Origin of the sequence: Mucilaginibacter phyllosphaerae (assembly GCF_004378255.1) — a bacterium.
GTDB classification, from domain to species: domain Bacteria; phylum Bacteroidota; class Bacteroidia; order Sphingobacteriales; family Sphingobacteriaceae; genus Mucilaginibacter; species Mucilaginibacter phyllosphaerae.
Genome location: NZ_SNQG01000003.1, coordinates 188,453 through 208,258 on the forward strand (window position 1 = coordinate 188,453; position 19,806 = coordinate 208,258).

The following is a 19,806-nucleotide window of genomic DNA, read 5'->3' on the forward strand; positions in this document are numbered from 1 at the left end:
TTTAATAATCATACTATTGTTACATTTTTAATATCGGCACCATAAAATTGTTACATATAACACAAAAAGGCCCCGCAATTGCGAGGCCTTTGAAGTGATTTTTGAAATAAGCTGTACAATTAACGTGCAGCTATTTAAGGTTATCTTAAAGTATTTACTACCTGGTTGTAGTTTTTAAGATTTAAACCAGGATGTGTAACAGATAAGGTAGATATAGATGTGCCCGGCACAACCACTACCCTAAAATCTAACCCGTCTCCGCTAAAGTTTGCTTTAATATCAATATAGCCTACACCGTAGCTTGATATGCTTAACGTGCGGTCTGCTTCAGCATAAGGGAGAGCATAATAACCAGTAGTTGAGCCTGTAACCCTAAAATAAACCAATATCAAACCTTTATCAACAATATCCTGTGTAATTGCAGGGATAGAAAGGCGGGTAAAACCGGTTAACGTTACCGATTTATTGGTAAGTAAAAAGTTTTGCACTTGGGCATTACCGTCTTTACCGGCTGCGCCGGTGGCACCCGTTGCGCCGGTAGCACCAGCCGGGCCTGCCGGGCCTTGTGGCCCTTGTGCGCCAGTAGCACCTGTTGCGCCGATAGCACCTACTGCACCAGTAGCTCCAACAGCACCGGTGGCGCCTGTTGCACCTACTGCGCCTGTAGCGCCGGTATCACCTTTTGCTCCTGCAGGGCCTTGTGGTCCGGCTACACCAGCAGCACCTGTTGCTCCCACTGCGCCTGTTGCACCGGTAGCGCCTGTTGCACCAATAGCTCCTGCAGGGCCTTGTGGGCCTGCAGCGCCAACAGCACCGGTAGCGCCTGTTGCACCAATAGCTCCTGCAGGGCCTTGTGGGCCTGCAGCACCCACAGCGCCAGTAGCGCCTGTGTCACCTTTTGGTCCTGCGGGTCCCTGTGGTCCGGTAGCACCTGTAGCACCCGTTGCTCCGGTAGCGCCTGTTGCACCAACCGGGCCGCCTGCAGGGCCAGCGGGTCCTTGTGGTCCGGTAGCACCTGTTGCGCCGGTAGCTCCGGTTTCACCTTGTTCGCCCTGTACTCCCTGCGGGCCTGGCGTTGTAGATTTTTTACATGCACCAAAGCTTAAAAAACTAAGCGCTATAGCAGCTAAAATAAGTCTGTGTTTTTTCATATATGTTTTTGTGAGTGTTAGGTCTTGTACGGAGTTATTAACATTTGGTTTCAAAAAAAACAGGGTGTGGAATAAAATCTTTTTTTATTCAAAATAATGTGTTATGTATTGACCGGTAAATTTTACAAATGTTGATAAGTTTGTTTGGTGAACAATAACTTTTAACCACAGGCTTTCGTTATACCTAAAAAAATGTTTAACCTATGGATAAGTTTAAAGGGTCTTTGCACAACAAGGTGCATCATTGGATCGATGCGATAGGCTTTAGGCTTAATACATCACAAATAAGCGGTAAAAACAAAGTTACCACCAACCATTATTTTTTTGAAACCTTTAATTTTTTTGAGAAATGGAATGGTAATGAGCCGGCGAAAGCAAAATTTTTATGCTTTGACACCTATGGAGAAAAAGTAAGTGTAAAAACTTTGCTGGATCTGCAAACGGCTTTTTTTGAAAATATAAGTCAGCTTAAATAACATTACAGCAAAGCCCTCCTAAATACGAGGGCTTTGCTGTTTAAAATGCGGGCAGCTTAAAAAGTTGTTGCCGGCCAGCAACCATTGTTTTGTTGCATTGTGCCATCTGTAAAGCGGCCGACAGGGCTGCCGGAGTTGATATTAACTACAGGGCGGGTTGGGTATAATGCCTCTTTGATGCGCAGGCGTAAATCTGTATAGTGGGCGCTTGTTAAGGCATCACCGCCTTTTGGCAGGCTGGTGGTTATTTTAGCAAGCTCGGCACGCACCATCGGCCTGATATCAGATAAAGCAATATTAATAGGCGTTAACCCCATATTTGCTAATTGTGCAGCGGTAGCACCAGGGAAACTAAAGCTGGCATCTTCATTCAGCAAGCTCTTTAACCTGTCAATATACCCGCGTTGCAGGTTGCGTTTAAATTCATCAGGAACGCCGGACGCAAATATGCCCGAGCGCAGATCTGTAAATAATTCGGTAACGGTGTAGGCTTTGGCGCCATTTTTAGATTGATTATCAAACATTCTGGCCAGGCGCGATGCATTTAAAACATTTGCTACAGCATTAACCTGCACGGCTTTTATCCGGCTAATCACCACACCATTATCAAACTTGCTTAATTCATCGGCATTAATGAGCCATTTAGGGGTTGTAAATACCTGCTGATTTAAAAAGGTAACAGCATCGTGCTGTAAATTTTTGCCGATAAAGCTATACACCGCCCCTTTCTGATCATAGGTTTTAAAGTTTTCACTCATGCCACCTATATTCATGGTTACGTGGCCTATGTAGCGATTATACTGGCCTATTACTTCGTTATATAAGGTTACCAGGTCATCATATTCCTCCCCTTTCTGAAAGGTCCATTTTTCAATATTTGGCAAGATCCTTTTCAGGTTGGCAATACCATAAGTGCTTGCTTTCATGGCATTATCGCCCAGGTCTTCATTTTGGAGGCGCGGATCAATGGATGTGCCCTGCCTGCCGTAGTAGTACAGCGGGTTGCCGGCGCGTTCTTTGGTCCAAACATCTAACATTTCTTTTTCCTGCTGTGCGGTTTTCTTACCGGGGAAATAGCTATAGCCCCATTTAACCGACCAAAGATCATACTCACCGATTTGCGGATAAAGGTGTGTAACGCCATCGCCCGGCTGGGCAATATAATTAAAGCGGGCATAGTCCATAATAGATGGCGCGGTGCCGTGTTTATCGGTAAATGATTTGGAACGCAAAGAGTCTACCGGGTAGGCGTAGCTTGACCCAAAGTTATGCGGCAGGCCCAGGGTGTGGCCAATTTCATGAGATGATACAAAACGGATCAGCTCGCCCATTTGCGCATCGGTAAATTTAGCCATGCGCACATGGGGGTTAACTGCAGCCGTTTGTATAAAAAACCAGTTCCGTAAAAGCATCATTACGTTGTGGTACCAGCCAACATGGCTTTCCAATATCTCGCCTGTGCGCGGGTCTGATATGTGTGGGCCATAGGCATTCTGCACATCCGATGCAAAGTATCTTACCACACTATAGCGCGCATCTTCTGTACTAAACTCCGGGTCTTGCTTTGCCGTTGGGGCTTCTTTACCAACAATGGCATTTTTAAAACCTGCGGCTTCAAATGCCTTATTCCAATCGTTGATGCCGGCAATAAGATATGGCACCCATTTTTTTGGGGTTGCGGGGTCTATATAATAAACAATTTGCTTCTTGGGTTCCACCAGTTCGCCGCGGGCGTATGCCGCTTCGTCTTTAGGCTCCAGTTTCCAGCGATGAATATAAGCGGTGGCTTCTGCCTTTTGCGCGCCTGTGCCATAATCTGTTTGTTGCTGGCCGAAATAACCAACGCGGTCGTCATTTAAACGTGCTTTCATCGGTGTTTTTGGCAGTAACAGCATCGATGTATTCAGTTCAAAGGTTAATGCGCCGTTGGTGTTGTCTGTAGGTGATTCTGATGCACGATAGGTTTTAAGCGTGCGTGTCTCGATATTTATCGGGAAACTTTTTACTGTATCTATGTATGACCGGCCGTTATCCAGGCCGGTTATTTTGTACATTTTTTTGATATTATCGGGCAGGCCTATGGCGGCTAAATCGCCATTGTAAAGGTCGGTAACATCAACCAAAACTCCCGTTGTATCTTTGTTGTAGGCCTTAACATCAAATGAAGCCAATATGGCATCCAGGTTTGAGTTTTTAACCGACTGGTACATATCGCTGGTGCTATCGGCCTTTACCGAATAGCTTGGCACCCGGATGAATACCTGCTTATCATGACGCTCCCACTTCCAAACCTGGTTGTTAACCTCTTCGCCGCCGTATTGCTGGCCAAAAGATTTTAGCCCCGCCGGGGTTTTAACAAAACGGGTAACCACCAGCATTTCGCGGCTAATTAAGCTATCGGGTATTTCAAAGTAATATTTACCGTCTATTTTGTAAGTATTAAAAAGGCCGGTGTCTGCTTTGGTTTTGCCAACAAGGTCACTAAATTTTTTGATGCCCTCTTTTTTACCGGCACCGATGGTTGCAACAGCAGTAGAGCCTCCTTGTGTAGTGGTTGTTTTAAGCGTAAGGGTACGGTCGGCCGTGGTTTTTTTGGTAGCGCAAGAACTTGCCATGGCTGCAATGGCAATAGCCGCTACGCCCAGGTAGGTGTTTACCCGCAGAGTTTTATTCATTTGTTTTAATTAAAATTAGTAAAGGCTAAAAATATCGAATATATTTTTGAGTTAGCAAACGAAACAATTTAGTTACGAATAAACAGGGTTAAATGCGTTGTTTTAAAGTCATGATCACCCTGTCGTACTTTTTATCATGATAGATTTCGAGCAGCAGGCTGCGTTCGGTGGTTTTAAAGTAGGCGTCAATTTCTTCGAGGCTCATTTTTGATACCGGTTTAAAGTTTATAGAGGTTATTTCATCATCTTTTATCAGCCCGATAATGTCTGCCGGCGACCCCGGCTCAACGCGGCCGATTATTAAATGATTAAGGTTTTCGCCGGCTGTATAATATTCCATACCGCTCATATCATGCTCAAATGGGGCATTAAAGCGCTCGTTTGCTTTTAAGTACATTAGGTTGTTGGTGTAATCAAATATCACGTTAAACCGTTTTAAAATACCCAGGCCAATATTACCATCGCGCTTTACCGAATAGTTGCGTTTTATATAGTCAATATCCGGAAAAGAGGTGATAACTTTTTTTATTTTATACTTGCCCATTTCAATAGCGGCCATACGGCCTACATAGCCTGTAATGGGGCCATTAAGCGCAACGCCAAGGTTTGCCTTAACGGTTTTTTTGGGTAAGGCATTGTTTTGGGGCAAGTTTTCCAGCGAAAGGGGGTGCCCGGCGCCAAGGTCAATGATGAATTTGTTTGAAATACGATTACCATCCGGAAACGTAATCATAGCGTTCATGTACGGCTTTTGTTCTTCTATGGTGATAGGGATCTTTTGGCTGCGCTTAAAAGGCTTAAGGTGTTTGGGGCTGCAAACGGTTATAGTGCTATCGGTGAAGTTGATTTTAACAGCCAGATTGTTAAAAAACTCGTAACCTAAAAGGCCGTGCACCGGCATCCCTACGTAGCCCGACAGGTTAAAATAATCGGTTTTTAAAACAGCTGCTGATATATTACTGCTTAAAAGGCCCGGTATGTGTACGTTTAAATGCGGTGTTACAAAAGCCTCGAATGAATCGCTTTCGCCAAGCCCTGCCAGTTTAATAGTTCGGGGGTTTACTACGTTGATAGAATCTATCAGCTTAGGCTCTGTTATTACCATAAGGCCTACCCCGGTATCTAAAATAAAGTTATAAGGCCCGCGGTTATTGATGTTGAGTTTAATCATCATCATATTACGCACAATCTTAAACGGGATATCTACATTGCGGCGGCCGCTGTCTACTTCAAAAAATTGCGCATTCGCCGATAAAAAAAGGCAATGAACTATGACTGTAAGCCATATGTGTTTAAACTTAGGATATTTATATCTACCGGCTAACACCTGGTTGTAATTGGAGTTTAAATCTACGTTATTATTTTATAAAAATAACAGAAGAGTTTATCCTCCAATTCAAGATCTTGGGGCTGTTAGCAGCCCTCGGGCTTTTTGCCATCTTCATCGGGGTCGCACCGTAAATTACCCTGTAGCTCGGGGTTTTGCGGCGGCAGTTTGGTTACGGTGCGCTCAACCTCGGTTTGCTGCACATGCACGGCATATTCTGCAGGTTCTATGTGGCTGCCTATGGCTTCGGCATATACCTGTGTAAACTCTGCCCCGATATACAGAATGGCTGATGTATAGTAGATCCAAACCAATATTACAATGAGCGAGCCTGCCGCACCATATGTAGAACCCTGTGCGGTATATTGAATGTATAAGCTGATGATATATTGCCCTATCATAAAAAGTACCGCGGTGAACATAGCGCCCGAGCGTACATCTTTCCACCTGATCTTAACGTCTGGCAAGAACTTAAAAATGATCCCAAACAGGACTGAAATGACCGTAAAAGACACAAAAAGATTAATACCCTGAATAAGGTATTTGGTAACGCTTGGAACGAAACGGATGATCTGATCATTTAAAGCGTTAATAAATAAATTAACCGCTAACGATACCAGCAGTAAAAAACCTAAGCTTAAAATAAGCGAAAAGGATAGAAACCTGTTTTGAAGCATTTTTACCCAGCCCCGTTTAGGCTTGGCCTTTACCCGCCATATGGTATTCAGCGAATCTTGCATTTCAATAAAAATACTGCTGGCACCCACCAGCAAAGTAACAATTGATATTACTACGGCTAAACCCGTTTTACCCGAAAATTCCAGACTTTTTAGCATCTCCTGGATCTGTTCGGCAGCCTTTGAGCCTACATAATGTTCAATCTCGGGGTATAAACGGCCTGTTGCGGCATCATGCCCAAGTATCAATCCGGTTACCGAAATTATTAATATTAATAATGGGGCAAGCGAAAAAACAGTATAATATGCTAATGATGCACTGAATTTTAATCCGTTGTCATCAGAAAAACCGCTGAACGTGGCCACCAATACCTTCCAGAATTGCTTTAAATATTCTTTGCTAAAAAACTTCATATCAAAAATCAAATATATTTGTTAGTACCTTGTAGTTAAAAGCAGTTAACACCATGAGAATTATAAAGATGCCCCCTAACTTTTTTAAGTTATTGTTTATTTGTTTTTTAATAAGCAATTTTAGTGCCTTAGCTCAAAAAACCAACATATACATTGTTAGGCATGCCGAAAAAGTGGTGTCGCTGCCGAAAGCAGACGACCCGGTTTTGAGCGAGGCCGGCACTAAACGCGCCCAGGCTTTAGCTAAAGAACTAAAAGGCCAACACATTAAAGCTATATATATAACTAAATATAAACGCACTGGCTTAACCGCCCGGCCCCTGGCATATAAAGCCAAAATATTACCACGTGTTTATGTTGATACCGCGCTTAAAGTGTTTGCCAAAACCATTATTAAAAATTTTAGGGGTGATAATGTTTTGATTGTTGGACACTCTAACACCATTATGAAGCTATTAGAGGCTTTTGGCGCCGATACCCCTTTTGCCGAACTGGACGAAGAGGATTACGATATGCTGTTTAAAGTAACCATCAAAGAGAATGGGGATGTGCAGCTGGCCATTGATTATTATGGCGATAAACACCACACCAATGAAATACCCGAAAAATACCAGCCCGAAATAAACCACCCCGAGGCTGTACGGCCGTTCACGAATTATTAAGCAGAAGCAAGAAGAAGGAAATCAAGAATCAGGAAAAGAGATCTCAGTTAGTTTTGTTTTCTTGATTCTTATCATCCTGATTCACCTAATGATTGGATACCACCAGCAGATCGAGGTCTTTACAAGGGATGTTAAAGCGCTCGCCCATGTGCTTGCTGGTGAGGTGGCCCTGGTATATATATACCGATTTGCGGATGCCTGCCTTTTGCCAGATCACATTTTTCAGCCCACCCATTTCACCAATATCCAACAATATAGGCGCAAATATATTGGTAAGAGCATAAGTGGCCGTGCGTGCCACGCGCGATGCAATGTTGGGCACACAGTAATGGATTACATCGTACTTGCGAAAAACCGGGTGCGTATGGTTGGTAACTTCTGATGTTTCAAAACAGCCGCCCTGATCTATACTCACATCAATAATTACCGAGTTAGGCTTCATTTTGCTAACGGTAGCTTCGGATACGATCTGCGGGCTCCGGCCATCTTCGGCCCTTATGGCGCCTATGGCCACATCGCAGGTAGTGATGGCCTTCTCTAAAACAATGGGCTGCACAACCGATGTAAATACACGGGTGCCAATGTTGTTTTGCAAACGGCGAAGCTTGTAGATGGATGGGTCGAAAACCTTTACCTGGGCGCCTAATGAGATAGCTGTACGCGCAGCATACTCGCCTACGGTGCCTGCGCCCAATATTACAATTTCTGTTGGCGGCACACCGGTTATGCCTCCCAGCATCAGGCCTTTGCCATCAAAAATATTGCTCAGGTATTCTGCGGCAATAAGCACGGATGTAGCGCCTACAATTTCGCTCATGGCGCGCACCACGGTAAGCGAACCGCCTTCATCCTCCAGATGCTCAAAACACAAGGCCGTTATCTTTTTTTTCATCAGCGCATGCAGGCAATCGGCCTTTAAGGTTGAGAGCTGCAGGGCAGATATCAGCAGCTGCCCGGGTTTCATCAGCTCAATCTCTTCTTTGGTTGGCGGTGCAATTTTAATGATGATATCGGCTTCGTAAACTTTTTTGGTATCGTAAACAATTTCTGCGCCCTGTTCGCTATAGTTATTGTCGGTAAAATTAGCGGCCTGGCCGGCGTTGCTTTCCAGCATTACGCTGTGGCCGTTGTTTATTAGTAAAGCAACCGAAAGCGGGGTGAGCGGGATGCGGTTCTCCTGGAAGGAAACCTCTTTTGGGATGCCAATATAAAGCTTGTCTTTTTTACTCTTAACCTCCAGCATCGACTCCTGGGGCTGCATCATTGCCTGCCTGGCAACGTCTGAAAACCCGCTGTATTTCCCTGTGCTCATGATATATAATTGTTTTCCGGCTGATGAAGATAAGAAAAAAACAGACTTGCTTGTTAAATGTTTTCAATGGTTATTTGCCTGCTGTTGGCATCAACCACTTGTATGCGCACACCCGTATAGCTATCGGGTATCAGGTTGGATATCTTTTCCGGCCACTCTATAAAACAGTAATTGCCAGAGTAAAAGTATTCTTCATAGCCCATATCCAACGCCTCGCTTTGGTCTTTTAAACGATAAAAATCAAAGTGATATACAGGCCCGTTTTTACCCGCATATTCATTTACGATAGAAAATGTAGGGCTGGTAACAGCATCACTAACATCTAACGCCGCACACATAGCTTTAATAAGTGTGGTTTTACCCGCGCCCATATCACCATAAAACAGAAAAATGCGCGTATCACCAGCAAAGTTTAATATCGCGTTTGCCGTTTGTGGCAGGTCGGTAGTGGATGTGGTGTGTAAGTCCAATTTTTTATACTTATAAAATACGTCATTGCGAGGTACGAAGCAATCTCTGAACTTTGCATGCCGATAAGCATGTGTGGAGATTGCTTCGTACCTCGCAATAACGTGTGGGATTAATTGTTCAAATATATCCTATTTAGGCCCGTAAGTTACTATCGGGATGATCATCTCTTCTAACGAGATCCCGCCATGCTGGAAGGTTTCGTTATAAAAATTAACAAAGTGGTTATAGTTATTAGGGTACACAAAGTAACTATCGCTTTTTGCAAAAACAAAGCTACTGCTTACGTGCAGTTTAGGCAGCATGGCATCGTGCGGGTTACGAATATGGAATACCTCTTTAGCGTTGTAGTTCAGGTTTTTGCCTTGCTTGTAACGCAGGTTGGTATTGGTATTGCGGTCTCCGATGATCTTGCTCGGGTTTTTAACCCGTATGGTGCCGTGGTCTGTAGTGATCACAACCCTTACCTGTTTGGATGCCAGGAATTTCAGCAGGTCAAACAAAGGCGAGTGCTCAAACCACGATAAAGTTAGGGAACGGTAAGCGGCGTCATCACTGGCCAGCTCGCGGATCATCTGCATATCGGTACGGGCATGACTAAGCATATCCACAAAGTTGTACACCACCACATTCAGTTCGTTATTCATCAGGTTATTAACCGATTCGTTTAAAGCACGGCCCTCATCAATATTCAATATCTTATGGTAGGAGTGCTTTACATCCCTGCGTAACGTCCGTTTTAACTGGTCGGCCACAAAATCGGCTTCAAAAAGGTTCTTGCCACCTTCATCCTCATCGTTCTGCCACATTTGCGGGTACCGTTTTTCCATTTCCAGCGGCATTAAGCCCGAGAAAATGGCATTACGTGCATATTGTGTTGCTGTTGGCAGGATGCTGTAATAGGTATCCTCTTCCTCCAGCCTGAAGTATTCTGATATGATAGGGTTAATGATCTTGAACTGATCGTAACGCAGGTTATCTATCAATATAAAAAATACCGGCCCGTTGCCATCCAGCTTCGGGAAAACCTTCTTTTTAAATAACTGCGGCGAACTTGTTGGCCCGTTCTCCGGGTCTTTTATCCAGCCCAGGTAATTACGCTCTACAAATTTGCAAAACTGTACATTAGCTTCGGCCTTTTGCAGGGTAAGTATCTCGTGCATGCCGGCATCTTCCAGGGTTTCCAGCTCCAGCTCCCAATAGATCAGTTTTTTATATACATCTACCCATTCCTGGTAGCTCAGGTTATCGTTAAGTGTCATGCCCAGGTTCCGGAAATCCTGCTGATAAGCCATCGTGGTTTTTGCACCAACCAGCTTCTTATTTTCGGTAAGCTTTTTAATGGTCAGCAGTATTTGCTTGGGGTGTACCGGTTTAATCAGGTAGTCGTCTATTTTGGAGCCAATGGCATCCTCCATTAAGTACTCTTCTTCGTTTTTGGTGATCAGTACTATTGGTACATCGTTATTCAGATTCTTTATTTGCTGCAGGGTTTCCAGGCCGGTAAGGCCGGGCATGTTCTCATCCAGAAAAACCAGGTCGAAATAGCCTTTTTTAAATTCATCAACAGCATCATTACCATTGGTAACGGTAGTTACCTTGTAGCCTTTTTCGCCCAGGAAAAGTATATGTGGTTTAAGCAGATCAATTTCGTCGTCGGCCCATAGTATAGTGGTATCCTGCATAATATATTTTAATTTTACCACCCTATAACCTTTGGATAGTGTATTTTGTTGTAAAAATAGGCAAAGGATTAACATTAATTAACAAATAGAGGGTGCTTGTTTTGTCATAATTCAACACTTTTGCATTTTTACAAGCTGCTTTGAATAAAAAGAAAATCATCAACGACCCGGTGTACGGGTTTATCAGCATCCCTACAGAACTGGTGTATGACCTGATAGACCATCCATACTTTCAGCGCCTGCGCTATATTAAGCAGCTGGGGATGACGCACTTGGTATATCCCGGCGCGCTGCATACTCGTTTCCACCATGCTTTGGGCGCCATGCATTTAATGAGCCTGGCCATAGAAACGCTTTGCAATAAGGGGCTGGAGATCTCTGCGGAAGAAAAAGAAGGCCTTACCATTGCCATTTTACTGCACGATATTGGCCACGGCCCGTTTTCGCATGCGTTAGAGCATACCATTGTAGAAGAAATAAGCCACGAGGACATCTCTATTTTGCTGATGAATAAGCTGAATGAGGAGTTTGAGGGTAAATTATCTTTGGCCATCAGCATCTTTAAGGGCGAATATCATAAGCACTTTTTGCATCAGCTGGTAAGCAGTCAGCTGGATATGGACAGGATGGATTACCTTAACCGCGATAGTTATTTCACCGGCGTATCCGAAGGGGTTATCAGTTCTGACAGGATCATTAAAATGCTGAATGTTAAGGATGATAGTATTACGCTGGAAGAGAAGGGGATCTATTCGATAGAGAAATTCCTGATAGCGCGCCGGCTGATGTATTGGCAGGTTTACCTGCACAAAACGGTTATTGCTGCCGAGCAGCTGCTTTGTAAAATATTTACCCGCAGCCGCGAACTGGCTTTGCAGGGCACCCATTTCCCGCTAACGCCTGCCTTAAATTATTTTCTGGAAAATGTGATCAGCAAAGAGGCATTTATGAACAGCGATGCCCATTTAAAAACATTTGCCCTGCTGGATGATACCGATGTAATGGCAGCAGTAAAGATATGGGCAAACAGCGATGATTTTGTACTGGCCAAACTTTGCAATAGCCTGATAAACCGCAGGTTATACCATGTGGATATTAATGCCGAAAAACCCGGCGATGCCTTTGTAAATGAATTAACAGGCAATGCGATGAAAAAATTTAACATCAGCGAGCACGAGGCATCCTATTTTGTATTTACGGACAGCATCCGCAATAACGCATATAATAAAGGCGATGGCAACATCCATATTTTAATGAAGGATGGTACCATTAAAGATATTACCCTGGCCAGCGATAATTCAAACCTGGAGGCATTATCAAAAACCGTAAAAAAATATATACTTTGCTACAGTAAAGAGCTGTTATAGGTTGGGGCGTAGAGAATGGTTAAGCGGTGAGTGGTTGTAAAACGGCTAACAACCTAAATTCACTCATTATTAATAATTTGTTGCTATGGTTTTAACATTTAAATTTGTACGATGCAATTTACCGCAAAGGATATAGCCTTTATGCTAAACGGAACAGTTGAGGGCGATCCGCTTGTGGCGGTTAGCCGGCTGGCCAAAATAGAAGAAGGCAGCAACGGGGCGTTATCATTTTTAGCTAATCCTAAATATGAGCAATACCTGTACACAACCCAGGCATCTGTTGTAATTGTAAATAACGACCTGCAGCTAACAGCCCCGGTAAAGGCAACTCTTGTACGTGTAGAGAATGCTTATACGTCGTTCTCGCTCCTGCTGGAAAAATATAATACCATAAAACTTAATAAAACAGGCATAGAAGAGCCCAGTTTCATCCACAAATCGGCTAAAATTGGTAAAGACCCTTATATTGGTGCTTTTACCTATATAAGCCAGGATGTTGTTATAGGCGATAACTGCAGGATCTATCCCGGTTGTTATATAGCCGATAATGTAAAGCTGGGTAATAATGTAACTTTGTTCCCCGGTGTTAAAGTGTATTTTGATTGTGTAATAGGCAATAACGTAGTGATACACTCGGGTGCAATTGTAGGCAGCGATGGTTTTGGCTTTGCGCCCAATGCCGATGGCAGCTATACCAAGGTAGCCCAGATAGGCAATGTGATTATTGAAGATAATGTAGAAGTGGGCGCCAATACCACTTTAGACAGGGCCACGATGGGGTCAACCTATATCAGAAAAGGCGCTAAAATAGATAACCTGGTGCAAATTGCCCATAATGTTGATATAGGGCAAAACACGGTGATTGCAGCACAGGCCGGTATTGCCGGCAGCACCAAACTGGGCGAAAGCGTAATGCTTGGCGGGCAGGTTGGCGTAGTTGGGCATATTAGCCTTGCAAAAGGCACAAAGGTACAGGCACAATCCGGGGTTGGCCGTACAATTAAGGAAGAGGGTAAGAGCTGGGCCGGGTCACCGGCTATTGCATACGCTGCAGATATGCGATCTAACGTGGTAGTAAGCCGCCTGCCCGAACTGGAAAGAAGAGTTAACGAACTGGAAAAGATAATTAAAGAACTAAAGAACAGAGATGTTCATTAGTTCAATTGTTCATTAGTTTATCAGGCTATATGCCCTATAATAAACTATTATCAATGAACCATTGAACCGATGAACCAATGAACATCACAACATGAATGTAAAACAAAGAACTATTAAAGCGCCGGTATCGGTTTCGGGTACCGGGTTACACACAGGGCAAAGCGTTACCATGACGTTTAACCCGGCTGCTGAAAAGCATGGCTACAAGTTTCGCAGGGTTGACCTGCCCGGCCAGCCCATTATCGATGCCGATGTGGATAATGTTACCGATACATCCAGAGGCACAACCCTTACCCAGAACGGGGCAAGTGTTAGTACGGTTGAGCATGTGCTTGCTGCTTTGGTAGGGTTAGAGATAGACAACGTTTTAATAGACATGAACGGCCCCGAAACGCCCATAATGGATGGCAGTTCGATACAGTTTATTGATGCGATTGAAAAGGCCGGTTTTGAAGAACAGGCTGCAGACAGGGAATATTATCATATCCCCTACAATATCCACTACTCTGAAGCCGACCGCAAGGTTGATATGGTAGCGATGCCTTTAGATGATGATTACCGCTTTACCTGTATGGTTGATTACAACTCGCAGGTTTTGGGCAGCCAGCATGCTACCATCTCCAGCCTGGCCGAGTTTAAAAAAGAAATTGCATCCAGCCGCACTTTTTGCTTTTTGCATGAGCTGGAAATGCTGGTCAAACACGACCTGATCAAAGGCGGCGACCTGAATAATGCCATCGTTGTGGTTGATAAAGATGTGGATGAAGAAGAGCTTACCCACCTGGCCAAGCTGTTTAACCGTAAAGATATTAATGTTGCCCCGCAAGGGATTTTAAATAACATAGAATTACGCCACCAGAACGAGCCGGCACGCCACAAACTGCTGGATATGATTGGCGATTTAGCCCTGGTAGGTGTTCCGCTTAAAGGCCATATTATGGCTGCCAGGCCGGGCCACGCGGCAAACGTAGCCTTCGCAAAAAAAATAAAGGCACTGATCAAAAAAGAGCGCAGCCGCAAACACATCAAGGTTTACGATCCAAACATGACGCCGGTGTACGATACGGTACAGATCATGAACATATTGCCGCACAGGCCGCCGTTGCTGTTGGTTGATAAGATATTAGAGCTTACCAAAACCCACGTGGTTGGTTTAAAGGCCGTAACCATGAACGAGCCCTTCTTTGTAGGCCATTTCCCCGGTGCACCGGTTATGCCGGGCGTATTGCAGATAGAAGCTATGGCCCAAACAGGGGGAATATTGGTATTAAATACCGTACCCGACCCCGAGAACTGGTTAACACTTTTTCTTAAGATTGAAAATGCAAGGTTTAAGGATAAGGTTTTGCCGGGCGATACGTTAATATTCCGTTGTGACCTGATTGCGCCTATCCGCCGTGGTATAGCGCAAATGAAAGGCATTGGCATGGTGGGCGAAAAAGTTGTGGTAGAGGCTGAGCTGATGGCACAGATAGTTAAATATAAATAAGTATGATACAGCCGTTAGCATATATACACCCACAAGCCAAAATTGCCGATAATGTGGTTATAGAACCCTTTGTTACCATCCACAAGGATGTAGAGATTGGCGAAGGGACCTGGGTGGGCTCAAACTCCGTAATTATGGATGGTGCCCGCATTGGTAAAAACTGCCGTATCTTCCCGGGGGCTGTCGTATCTGCCCCGCCGCAAGACTTGAAATATAAGGGCGAGCCAAGTACCGTTACCGTTGGCGATAATACCGTTATCCGCGAATGCGTAACCCTTAACCGCGGTACCGCGTTAGATAAAAACACTACAACCATTGGCAGCAACTGCTTACTGATGGCTTATGTGCACGTGGCACATGATTGTGTTATTGGCGACAATGTGATCATCGCGAACGGCGTACAGCTTGCCGGTCACATCAATGTTTATGATTATGCCTTTATCGGCGGCACTTCTGCCGTGCACCAGTTTGTAGAAATTGGCGCACACAGCATGATATCCGGTGGATCATTGGTGCGCAAGGATGTGCCGCCATTTACAAAGGCCGGCCGCGAACCTTTGTCCTATATCGGCATCAATTCCGTTGGCCTGCGCCGCAGGGGCTTCAGCGCCGAAACGATCAACGAGATCCAGGAGATTTACCGCATCATCTTCCTGAAAAAATATAATATGACCAAAGCTTTAGATATTATTGAAGCGGAGTTTGTACCCACCGTTGAACGCGACGAGATCATCAACTTTGTACAGAACTCGCAACGCGGCATCATGAAGGGTTTCGGAATAGGCTAATAGTTTGAATCAGAATTTACAGAATGAAAGGATTATCAAAATCGTTCTGTAAATTCTTAAATCCTGAAAATTCTGATTCAGACCATGAACATCACCCTCCAAAACATAGGCCGCCGCTTTAACCGTGAATGGATCTTCAGGGGGGTAGATTATACCTTCGAAAATGCGGGTAAATACGCTGTATTGGGGTCTAACGGCTCAGGCAAATCTACCTTGCTGCAGGTATTGAACGGCAGCTTGGGGCCATCTGAAGGCATCATTAAATATTTTGATGGTGGCAAAGAAATTGAAGCAGGTGCTATATTTAATTCATTAAGCCTTGCAGCCCCCTATCTGGAAGTTATAGAAGATTTCTCACTGAATGAGATGATTGATTTTCACTTTAAATTTAAACCGTTTAAAGCCGGGATGGATAACAATGCCGTAGCGGATCTGCTGAACCTGGAGGGTAGCCGTAATAAGCTCATCAAATACTTTTCATCCGGCATGAAGCAAAGATTAAAACTGGCGCTCGCCTTTTGTGCCGATACACCGATACTGATGCTGGACGAACCTACATCCAACCTGGATACACAAGGGATAGACTGGTATTTAAACCTTATAGAAAAGTTTAGCGATGGCCGCCTAACTATTGTATGCTCTAACCAGGAGCATGAGTATAGCTTTTGTAACAAAAGGTTAAGCGTAGCGGATTACAAGCCCCGGCCCGTTGGTGCCTGATATAAGTTTTAAGGGGTATTATCTCAAAACACCTCTCTGAAATTTAAAATCAATTACATAATTTTGTACGCTCAATTATAAATTTTATGGCAAAAGCATCTGATGTAAAAAATGGGAACGTGCTTCGCTTTAACGGCGAACTGGTACAGGTAGAGGAGTTTTTACACCGCACACCGGGCAACCTGCGTGCATTTTACCAGGCCCGTATGCGTAACGTAAGATCGGGTAAATTGGTAGAGTACCGTTTCCGCACGGATGAAGAAGTGGATATTGCACGTGTTGAAACCAACAATTACCAATATTTGTATGAAGATGGCGAATCATTGGTTATTATGGATAATGAGACCTTCGATCAGCATAATGTATCAAAAAAATTGTTTGGCCCCTCGGTTAAATTTTTAAAAGAGGGTATGAATGTTATTGTAGCTTTTGAAAGCGAAGAGCCTATTATGGCATCTATCCCCAACTCTGCCGAGTTGGAGGTTACCTATACCGAGCCTGCTGTAAAAGGTGATACATCTACCGGCGCCATGAAAAGTGCAACTGTAGAAACAGGCGCCGAAATTAAAGTCCCTTTATTCATCAATATTGGGGATAAAGTTAAAATAGATACGGCTACCGGTAGTTACGTAGAGCGTGTGAAGGGTTAATACTATTAAATATCATCCAGAAAAGCCTCCAGTTTGGGGGCTTTGTTGTTTGAATAGATTTGTACTCTATTTGATTATGCAACAAATAGAAAATTATAAAGCGCGCGGCTATATTTGGGTCTGTTGCAAAGGGAGAAAGCTCGGATAGTAGCGACATTGACCTGCTAATTAAAGGAGGGCAAGATTTTACTATGTTTAAAATGCTTTCTTTAGAACAAGAAATATCTAAATTAATTAATAAAAAGTTGATCTTGTAGAATACAACGCTCTAAAGCCATCTATCCGAAAAGAAGTGCTTCAATCTGCTATATCTATACTATGAGCAGGACTGACTCTGTTTATATTCAGGATATTCTTGAATCAATAGTTATTATTGAGAACTACATTGGAAATAAGTCCGAATTTGATTTTACACATCATATGATGGCATAAGATGCCGTAGTACGAAGATTTGAAATTATAGGCGAAGCGGCTTCCAAAATTATCAGAAAACTTAAAAAGTCAAAATCCTGCTATACTCTGGCGCTTGATTTACCAGTACTTAAAGAACAGCTATTGGCAATTAAAAAGCCCGCTTAAAATTCCAGCTCCAGCAATACCGGGCAATGGTCTGAATGTTTTGCTTCCGGCAGTATGGCGCAACGTTTAATATTGGGCTCAAGCTCTTTACTGGCCAGGGCATAATCAATACGCCAGCCCAGGTTTTTGGCTCGGGCATTGGCGCGGTAACTCCACCAGGTGTAGTTGTGTGGTTCTTTGTTGGTATGCCGAAAGGTATCTACAAAGCCCGATTCTATAAAGTTCTCCATCCATTCGCGTTCTTCGGGCAAAAAGCCTGATGAATTGGCGTTTGATTTTGGGTTATGGATATCAATAGCCTTGTGGCAAATATTATAGTCGCCGCAAATAACCAGGTTGGGTATGCTGGCCTTTAGCAAGGTTAGGTATTTACCAAACTCATCCAAAAACCGAAATTTAAAGATCTGCCGCTCGTCGCCGCTTGAACCGGATGGGAAGTAGACACTCATGACAGATACCTCATCAAAATCTACCCGGATACAACGGCCCTCGCGGTCAAAATCGGGGATACCGCATCCGTACTCTACATGTTTAGGTAAACGTTTGCTGAAAATAGCCGTGCCGCTATAGCCCTTTTTTTCTGCCGGGAACCAAAAATGCTGGTAGCCCATGGCATCAACCAGGCCAAGGTCCGTCAGCACATCAGGCGTTGCCTTAATTTCCTGCAGGCAAACCACATCGGCATCTGTAGCCTGTAACCAGGCCAGCCAGTTTTTATTAATGGCAGAGCGGATGCCGTTAACGTTATAGGTAATTATCTTCATACCCCCTAACCCCCTGAAGGGAAAATTTTTCTTTAATAGTAAATAAATATAAGCCCTTCAAAAGCTCACCCTTCAGCGGGCTGTGGGGCTAAGTAGTTCATCAAGTCGTTTACATTCTTTTTTACTTAATAACTCTATGGTCATCGGTATATCTGTTTCAGGCCGGTCCCGTTCATCCTTTTTAACGGCAGCAATCCGGTCAACCATATCAATGCCGGTAACAACCTCGCCGTAAACCGTATAGTTTTGATCCAGGTGCGGCACTCCGCCAACAGTGGTGTATATATCGCGCTGCCATGCGGGGATCTTGCGGCCCTTAAGGCGGGTGTTCTCTAAGGTATCTAATTTGCCTGCGGTAAAACGCTTGCCCTCCACAATATAAAACTGGCAGGCGCTTGATGCTTTCTTGGGGTTATCGTCCCTTGCTGCCGCTAAAACACCACGCTTATGAAAAAGGCTGTCTTTAAACTCGGCCGGTATGGTATATTTCAAATCGCCGTTGCCCAGTTCGGCGCCGGCTTTGTTTTTAGCCGTATCGCGCGAATCCGGGTCGCCCCCCTGGATCATAAAGTTTTGGATCACCCTATGAAAAAGCGTGCCGTTATAAAAGCCCTCTTTGGTTAATTTTATAAAGTTGTCGCGATGCAGGGGCGTTTGGTTATATAAACGGATAATTATATTCCCATAGCTGGTTTTGATGCGCACATACTGGTTTTTAGGCGGTTTGGCAAAAACAGTGCTAATCGTAAGTAGTAATAAACAAAGGGTAAAAAGTTTCTTCATATTATTTTAGTTTTACCAATTAAAATTCCCATTCCATTTCAGCCTCAAAGTAATCAATTATTAACGATTTGATGAGCATCTCCTGCTCCAGTATGGTATAATTTGGCACAACCTTAACCAGTTTCCAATGCGGCCAGCCATCCTGGTCCAGCCCTTCCAATTCGTAAAAACCCATTTTGCTGAATAACTTGCAGTTGGCAATATGCATCAATTCCTCTTTTTGCCTTTTGCTGAATTTGCGCGGGCCCTGGCCAAGCTCCTGCACGCCAATTAAAAACAGTACTACCTTAATATCGGGTTTTTCGTTATCAAACTCGGTAGCGATACGTTCTTGCAAAGCGGCCCATTTTAAATTGATCTCAGCAGGTTTCATAACCGCAAATATACTGATGTAGGGCGGTTATCAGTATTTATACTTCCGGGCAATTAACAACATTGTTACGTTTTTAAAATAAGTTTAGCACTTTATTAATTACTTTTGCGTTGTATTGCCAAAAGCATAGCTTGTTTTGAAGAAAAGTACTTACCAAATTATTTGCGCCTGGGCGCTAATGTTCTGTTTTATAACAGGGCAGTATATGGTATTTGCGCATCAGCACAACATCATTAAAACAATACATGCAAAAAACTGCAACGATTGCCATAATACCGCAAAGCAAAC

19 protein-coding genes are annotated in these 19,806 nt (G+C 43.8%); 9 read left to right on the forward strand and 10 right to left on the reverse strand.

Annotated features, from left to right (window positions below; translation table 11 throughout):
• Nucleotides 1-140: 140 nt before the first annotated feature.
• The gene (locus E2R65_RS19900; protein WP_134336170.1) at nt 141-1,151 is read right to left on the reverse strand and encodes a collagen-like domain-containing protein; all 1,011 of its coding nucleotides are present in this window, start codon (nt 1,149-1,151) and stop codon (nt 141-143) included.
• Between the two features lie 203 nt (nt 1,152-1,354).
• On the opposite strand from E2R65_RS19900, the gene E2R65_RS09040 reads away from it, so the two are divergent.
• Nucleotides 1,355-1,627: a hypothetical protein gene (locus E2R65_RS09040; RefSeq protein ID WP_134336171.1), complete on the forward strand. Its 273-nt coding sequence runs from the start codon at nt 1,355-1,357 to the stop codon at nt 1,625-1,627.
• A 56-nt stretch (nt 1,628-1,683) separates the two neighbouring features.
• On the opposite strand, the gene E2R65_RS09045 is transcribed toward E2R65_RS09040, so the two are convergent.
• The 3 genes from E2R65_RS09045 to E2R65_RS09055 form a co-directional block, all read right to left on the reverse strand.
• The gene (locus E2R65_RS09045) at nt 1,684-4,302 is read right to left on the reverse strand and encodes a zinc-dependent metalloprotease (RefSeq protein ID WP_229704628.1); all 2,619 of its coding nucleotides are present in this window, start codon (nt 4,300-4,302) and stop codon (nt 1,684-1,686) included.
• An 88-nt stretch (nt 4,303-4,390) separates the two neighbouring features.
• A complete protein-coding gene (locus E2R65_RS09050) occupies nt 4,391-5,479 on the reverse strand; it encodes a PDZ domain-containing protein (RefSeq protein WP_134336172.1) in 1,089 nt (362 codons plus the stop codon).
• A gap of 236 nt (nt 5,480-5,715) precedes the next feature.
• Nucleotides 5,716-6,720 carry a YihY/virulence factor BrkB family protein gene (locus E2R65_RS09055; RefSeq protein WP_134336173.1) on the reverse strand — a complete coding sequence of 335 codons (1,005 nt, stop codon included), beginning with the start codon at nt 6,718-6,720 and terminating at the stop codon, nt 5,716-5,718.
• A gap of 68 nt (nt 6,721-6,788) precedes the next feature.
• On the opposite strand from E2R65_RS09055, the gene E2R65_RS09060 reads away from it, so the two are divergent.
• Nucleotides 6,789-7,382: a phosphoglycerate mutase family protein gene (locus E2R65_RS09060; protein WP_158285244.1), complete on the forward strand. Its 594-nt coding sequence runs from the start codon at nt 6,789-6,791 to the stop codon at nt 7,380-7,382.
• Between the two features lie 85 nt (nt 7,383-7,467).
• On the opposite strand, the gene E2R65_RS09065 is transcribed toward E2R65_RS09060, so the two are convergent.
• The 3 genes from E2R65_RS09065 to porX all read right to left on the reverse strand — a co-directional run bounded on the left by E2R65_RS09065 (nt 7,468) and on the right by porX (nt 10,847).
• The gene (locus tag E2R65_RS09065) at nt 7,468-8,694 is read right to left on the reverse strand and encodes an alanine dehydrogenase (protein WP_134336175.1); all 1,227 of its coding nucleotides are present in this window, start codon (nt 8,692-8,694) and stop codon (nt 7,468-7,470) included.
• Nucleotides 8,695-8,747: 53 nt separating this feature from the next.
• Nucleotides 8,748-9,164: a tRNA (adenosine(37)-N6)-threonylcarbamoyltransferase complex ATPase subunit type 1 TsaE gene (gene tsaE, locus E2R65_RS09070; RefSeq protein ID WP_134336176.1), complete on the reverse strand. Its 417-nt coding sequence runs from the start codon at nt 9,162-9,164 to the stop codon at nt 8,748-8,750.
• Between the two features lie 129 nt (nt 9,165-9,293).
• Nucleotides 9,294-10,847, reverse strand: coding sequence for a T9SS response regulator signal transducer PorX (gene porX / locus E2R65_RS09075; RefSeq protein ID WP_134336177.1), 1,554 nt, complete (start codon nt 10,845-10,847; stop codon nt 9,294-9,296).
• 140 nt (nt 10,848-10,987) lie between these two features.
• On the opposite strand from porX, the gene E2R65_RS09080 reads away from it, so the two are divergent.
• From E2R65_RS09080 to E2R65_RS19990, 7 genes are all read left to right on the forward strand, one after another.
• The gene (locus E2R65_RS09080; protein WP_134336178.1) at nt 10,988-12,214 is read left to right on the forward strand and encodes an HD domain-containing protein; all 1,227 of its coding nucleotides are present in this window, start codon (nt 10,988-10,990) and stop codon (nt 12,212-12,214) included.
• 111 nt (nt 12,215-12,325) lie between these two features.
• The gene (gene lpxD, locus E2R65_RS09085; RefSeq protein ID WP_134336179.1) at nt 12,326-13,372 is read left to right on the forward strand and encodes a UDP-3-O-(3-hydroxymyristoyl)glucosamine N-acyltransferase; all 1,047 of its coding nucleotides are present in this window, start codon (nt 12,326-12,328) and stop codon (nt 13,370-13,372) included.
• Nucleotides 13,373-13,463: 91 nt separating this feature from the next.
• On the forward strand, nt 13,464-14,861 hold the full coding sequence (locus tag E2R65_RS09090; protein ID WP_134336180.1) for a bifunctional UDP-3-O-[3-hydroxymyristoyl] N-acetylglucosamine deacetylase/3-hydroxyacyl-ACP dehydratase: 1,398 nt from the start codon (nt 13,464-13,466) through the stop codon (nt 14,859-14,861).
• A 2-nt stretch (nt 14,862-14,863) separates the two neighbouring features.
• On the forward strand, nt 14,864-15,649 hold the full coding sequence (gene lpxA, locus E2R65_RS09095; protein ID WP_134336181.1) for an acyl-ACP--UDP-N-acetylglucosamine O-acyltransferase: 786 nt from the start codon (nt 14,864-14,866) through the stop codon (nt 15,647-15,649).
• Nucleotides 15,650-15,733: 84 nt separating this feature from the next.
• Nucleotides 15,734-16,369: an ABC transporter ATP-binding protein gene (locus E2R65_RS09100; RefSeq protein WP_134336182.1), complete on the forward strand. Its 636-nt coding sequence runs from the start codon at nt 15,734-15,736 to the stop codon at nt 16,367-16,369.
• Between the two features lie 86 nt (nt 16,370-16,455).
• Complete coding sequence (efp, locus tag E2R65_RS09105) at nt 16,456-17,019, forward strand: elongation factor P (RefSeq protein WP_134336183.1); 564 nt, start codon at nt 16,456-16,458, stop codon at nt 17,017-17,019.
• A 95-nt stretch (nt 17,020-17,114) separates the two neighbouring features.
• Nucleotides 17,115-17,276, forward strand: a complete 162-nt coding sequence (locus E2R65_RS19990; protein ID WP_373867794.1) for a nucleotidyltransferase family protein — start codon at nt 17,115-17,117, stop codon at nt 17,274-17,276.
• Between the two features lie 318 nt (nt 17,277-17,594).
• On the opposite strand, the gene E2R65_RS09115 is transcribed toward E2R65_RS19990, so the two are convergent.
• The 3 genes from E2R65_RS09115 to E2R65_RS09125 form a co-directional block, all read right to left on the reverse strand.
• Nucleotides 17,595-18,362, reverse strand: coding sequence for an exodeoxyribonuclease III (locus E2R65_RS09115; protein ID WP_134336184.1), 768 nt, complete (start codon nt 18,360-18,362; stop codon nt 17,595-17,597).
• A gap of 72 nt (nt 18,363-18,434) precedes the next feature.
• A complete protein-coding gene (locus E2R65_RS09120) occupies nt 18,435-19,145 on the reverse strand; it encodes a peptidylprolyl isomerase (RefSeq protein ID WP_134336185.1) in 711 nt (236 codons plus the stop codon).
• A 19-nt stretch (nt 19,146-19,164) separates the two neighbouring features.
• The gene (locus E2R65_RS09125) at nt 19,165-19,518 is read right to left on the reverse strand and encodes a hypothetical protein (protein ID WP_134336186.1); all 354 of its coding nucleotides are present in this window, start codon (nt 19,516-19,518) and stop codon (nt 19,165-19,167) included.
• Nucleotides 19,519-19,806: the final 288 nt, after the last annotated feature.

What these genes read in the sequence shown, in the direction of transcription:
- E2R65_RS09040 (WP_134336171.1), top strand. Translation starts at nt 1,355, where the DNA reads ATGGATAAGTTTAAAGGGTCTTTGCACAACAAGGTGCATCATTGGATC.
- E2R65_RS09120 (WP_134336185.1), bottom strand. Translation starts at nt 19,145, where the DNA reads ATGAAGAAACTTTTTACCCTTTGTTTATTACTACTTACGATTAGCACT.
- E2R65_RS09060 (WP_158285244.1), top strand. Translation starts at nt 6,789, where the DNA reads ATGCCCCCTAACTTTTTTAAGTTATTGTTTATTTGTTTTTTAATAAGC.
- lpxD (WP_134336179.1), top strand. Translation starts at nt 12,326, where the DNA reads ATGCAATTTACCGCAAAGGATATAGCCTTTATGCTAAACGGAACAGTT.
- porX (WP_134336177.1), bottom strand. Translation starts at nt 10,847, where the DNA reads ATGCAGGATACCACTATACTATGGGCCGACGACGAAATTGATCTGCTT.
- E2R65_RS09050 (WP_134336172.1), bottom strand. Translation starts at nt 5,479, where the DNA reads ATGATGATGATTAAACTCAACATCAATAACCGCGGGCCTTATAACTTT.
- E2R65_RS09045 (WP_229704628.1), bottom strand. Translation starts at nt 4,302, where the DNA reads ATGAATAAAACTCTGCGGGTAAACACCTACCTGGGCGTAGCGGCTATT.
- lpxA (WP_134336181.1), top strand. Translation starts at nt 14,864, where the DNA reads ATGATACAGCCGTTAGCATATATACACCCACAAGCCAAAATTGCCGAT.
- E2R65_RS09055 (WP_134336173.1), bottom strand. Translation starts at nt 6,720, where the DNA reads ATGAAGTTTTTTAGCAAAGAATATTTAAAGCAATTCTGGAAGGTATTG.
- E2R65_RS09115 (WP_134336184.1), bottom strand. Translation starts at nt 18,362, where the DNA reads ATGAAGATAATTACCTATAACGTTAACGGCATCCGCTCTGCCATTAAT.
- E2R65_RS19900 (WP_134336170.1), bottom strand. Translation starts at nt 1,151, where the DNA reads ATGAAAAAACACAGACTTATTTTAGCTGCTATAGCGCTTAGTTTTTTA.
- E2R65_RS09100 (WP_134336182.1), top strand. Translation starts at nt 15,734, where the DNA reads ATGAACATCACCCTCCAAAACATAGGCCGCCGCTTTAACCGTGAATGG.
- E2R65_RS09065 (WP_134336175.1), bottom strand. Translation starts at nt 8,694, where the DNA reads ATGAGCACAGGGAAATACAGCGGGTTTTCAGACGTTGCCAGGCAGGCA.
- E2R65_RS09125 (WP_134336186.1), bottom strand. Translation starts at nt 19,518, where the DNA reads ATGAAACCTGCTGAGATCAATTTAAAATGGGCCGCTTTGCAAGAACGT.
- E2R65_RS09090 (WP_134336180.1), top strand. Translation starts at nt 13,464, where the DNA reads ATGAATGTAAAACAAAGAACTATTAAAGCGCCGGTATCGGTTTCGGGT.
- efp (WP_134336183.1), top strand. Translation starts at nt 16,456, where the DNA reads ATGGCAAAAGCATCTGATGTAAAAAATGGGAACGTGCTTCGCTTTAAC.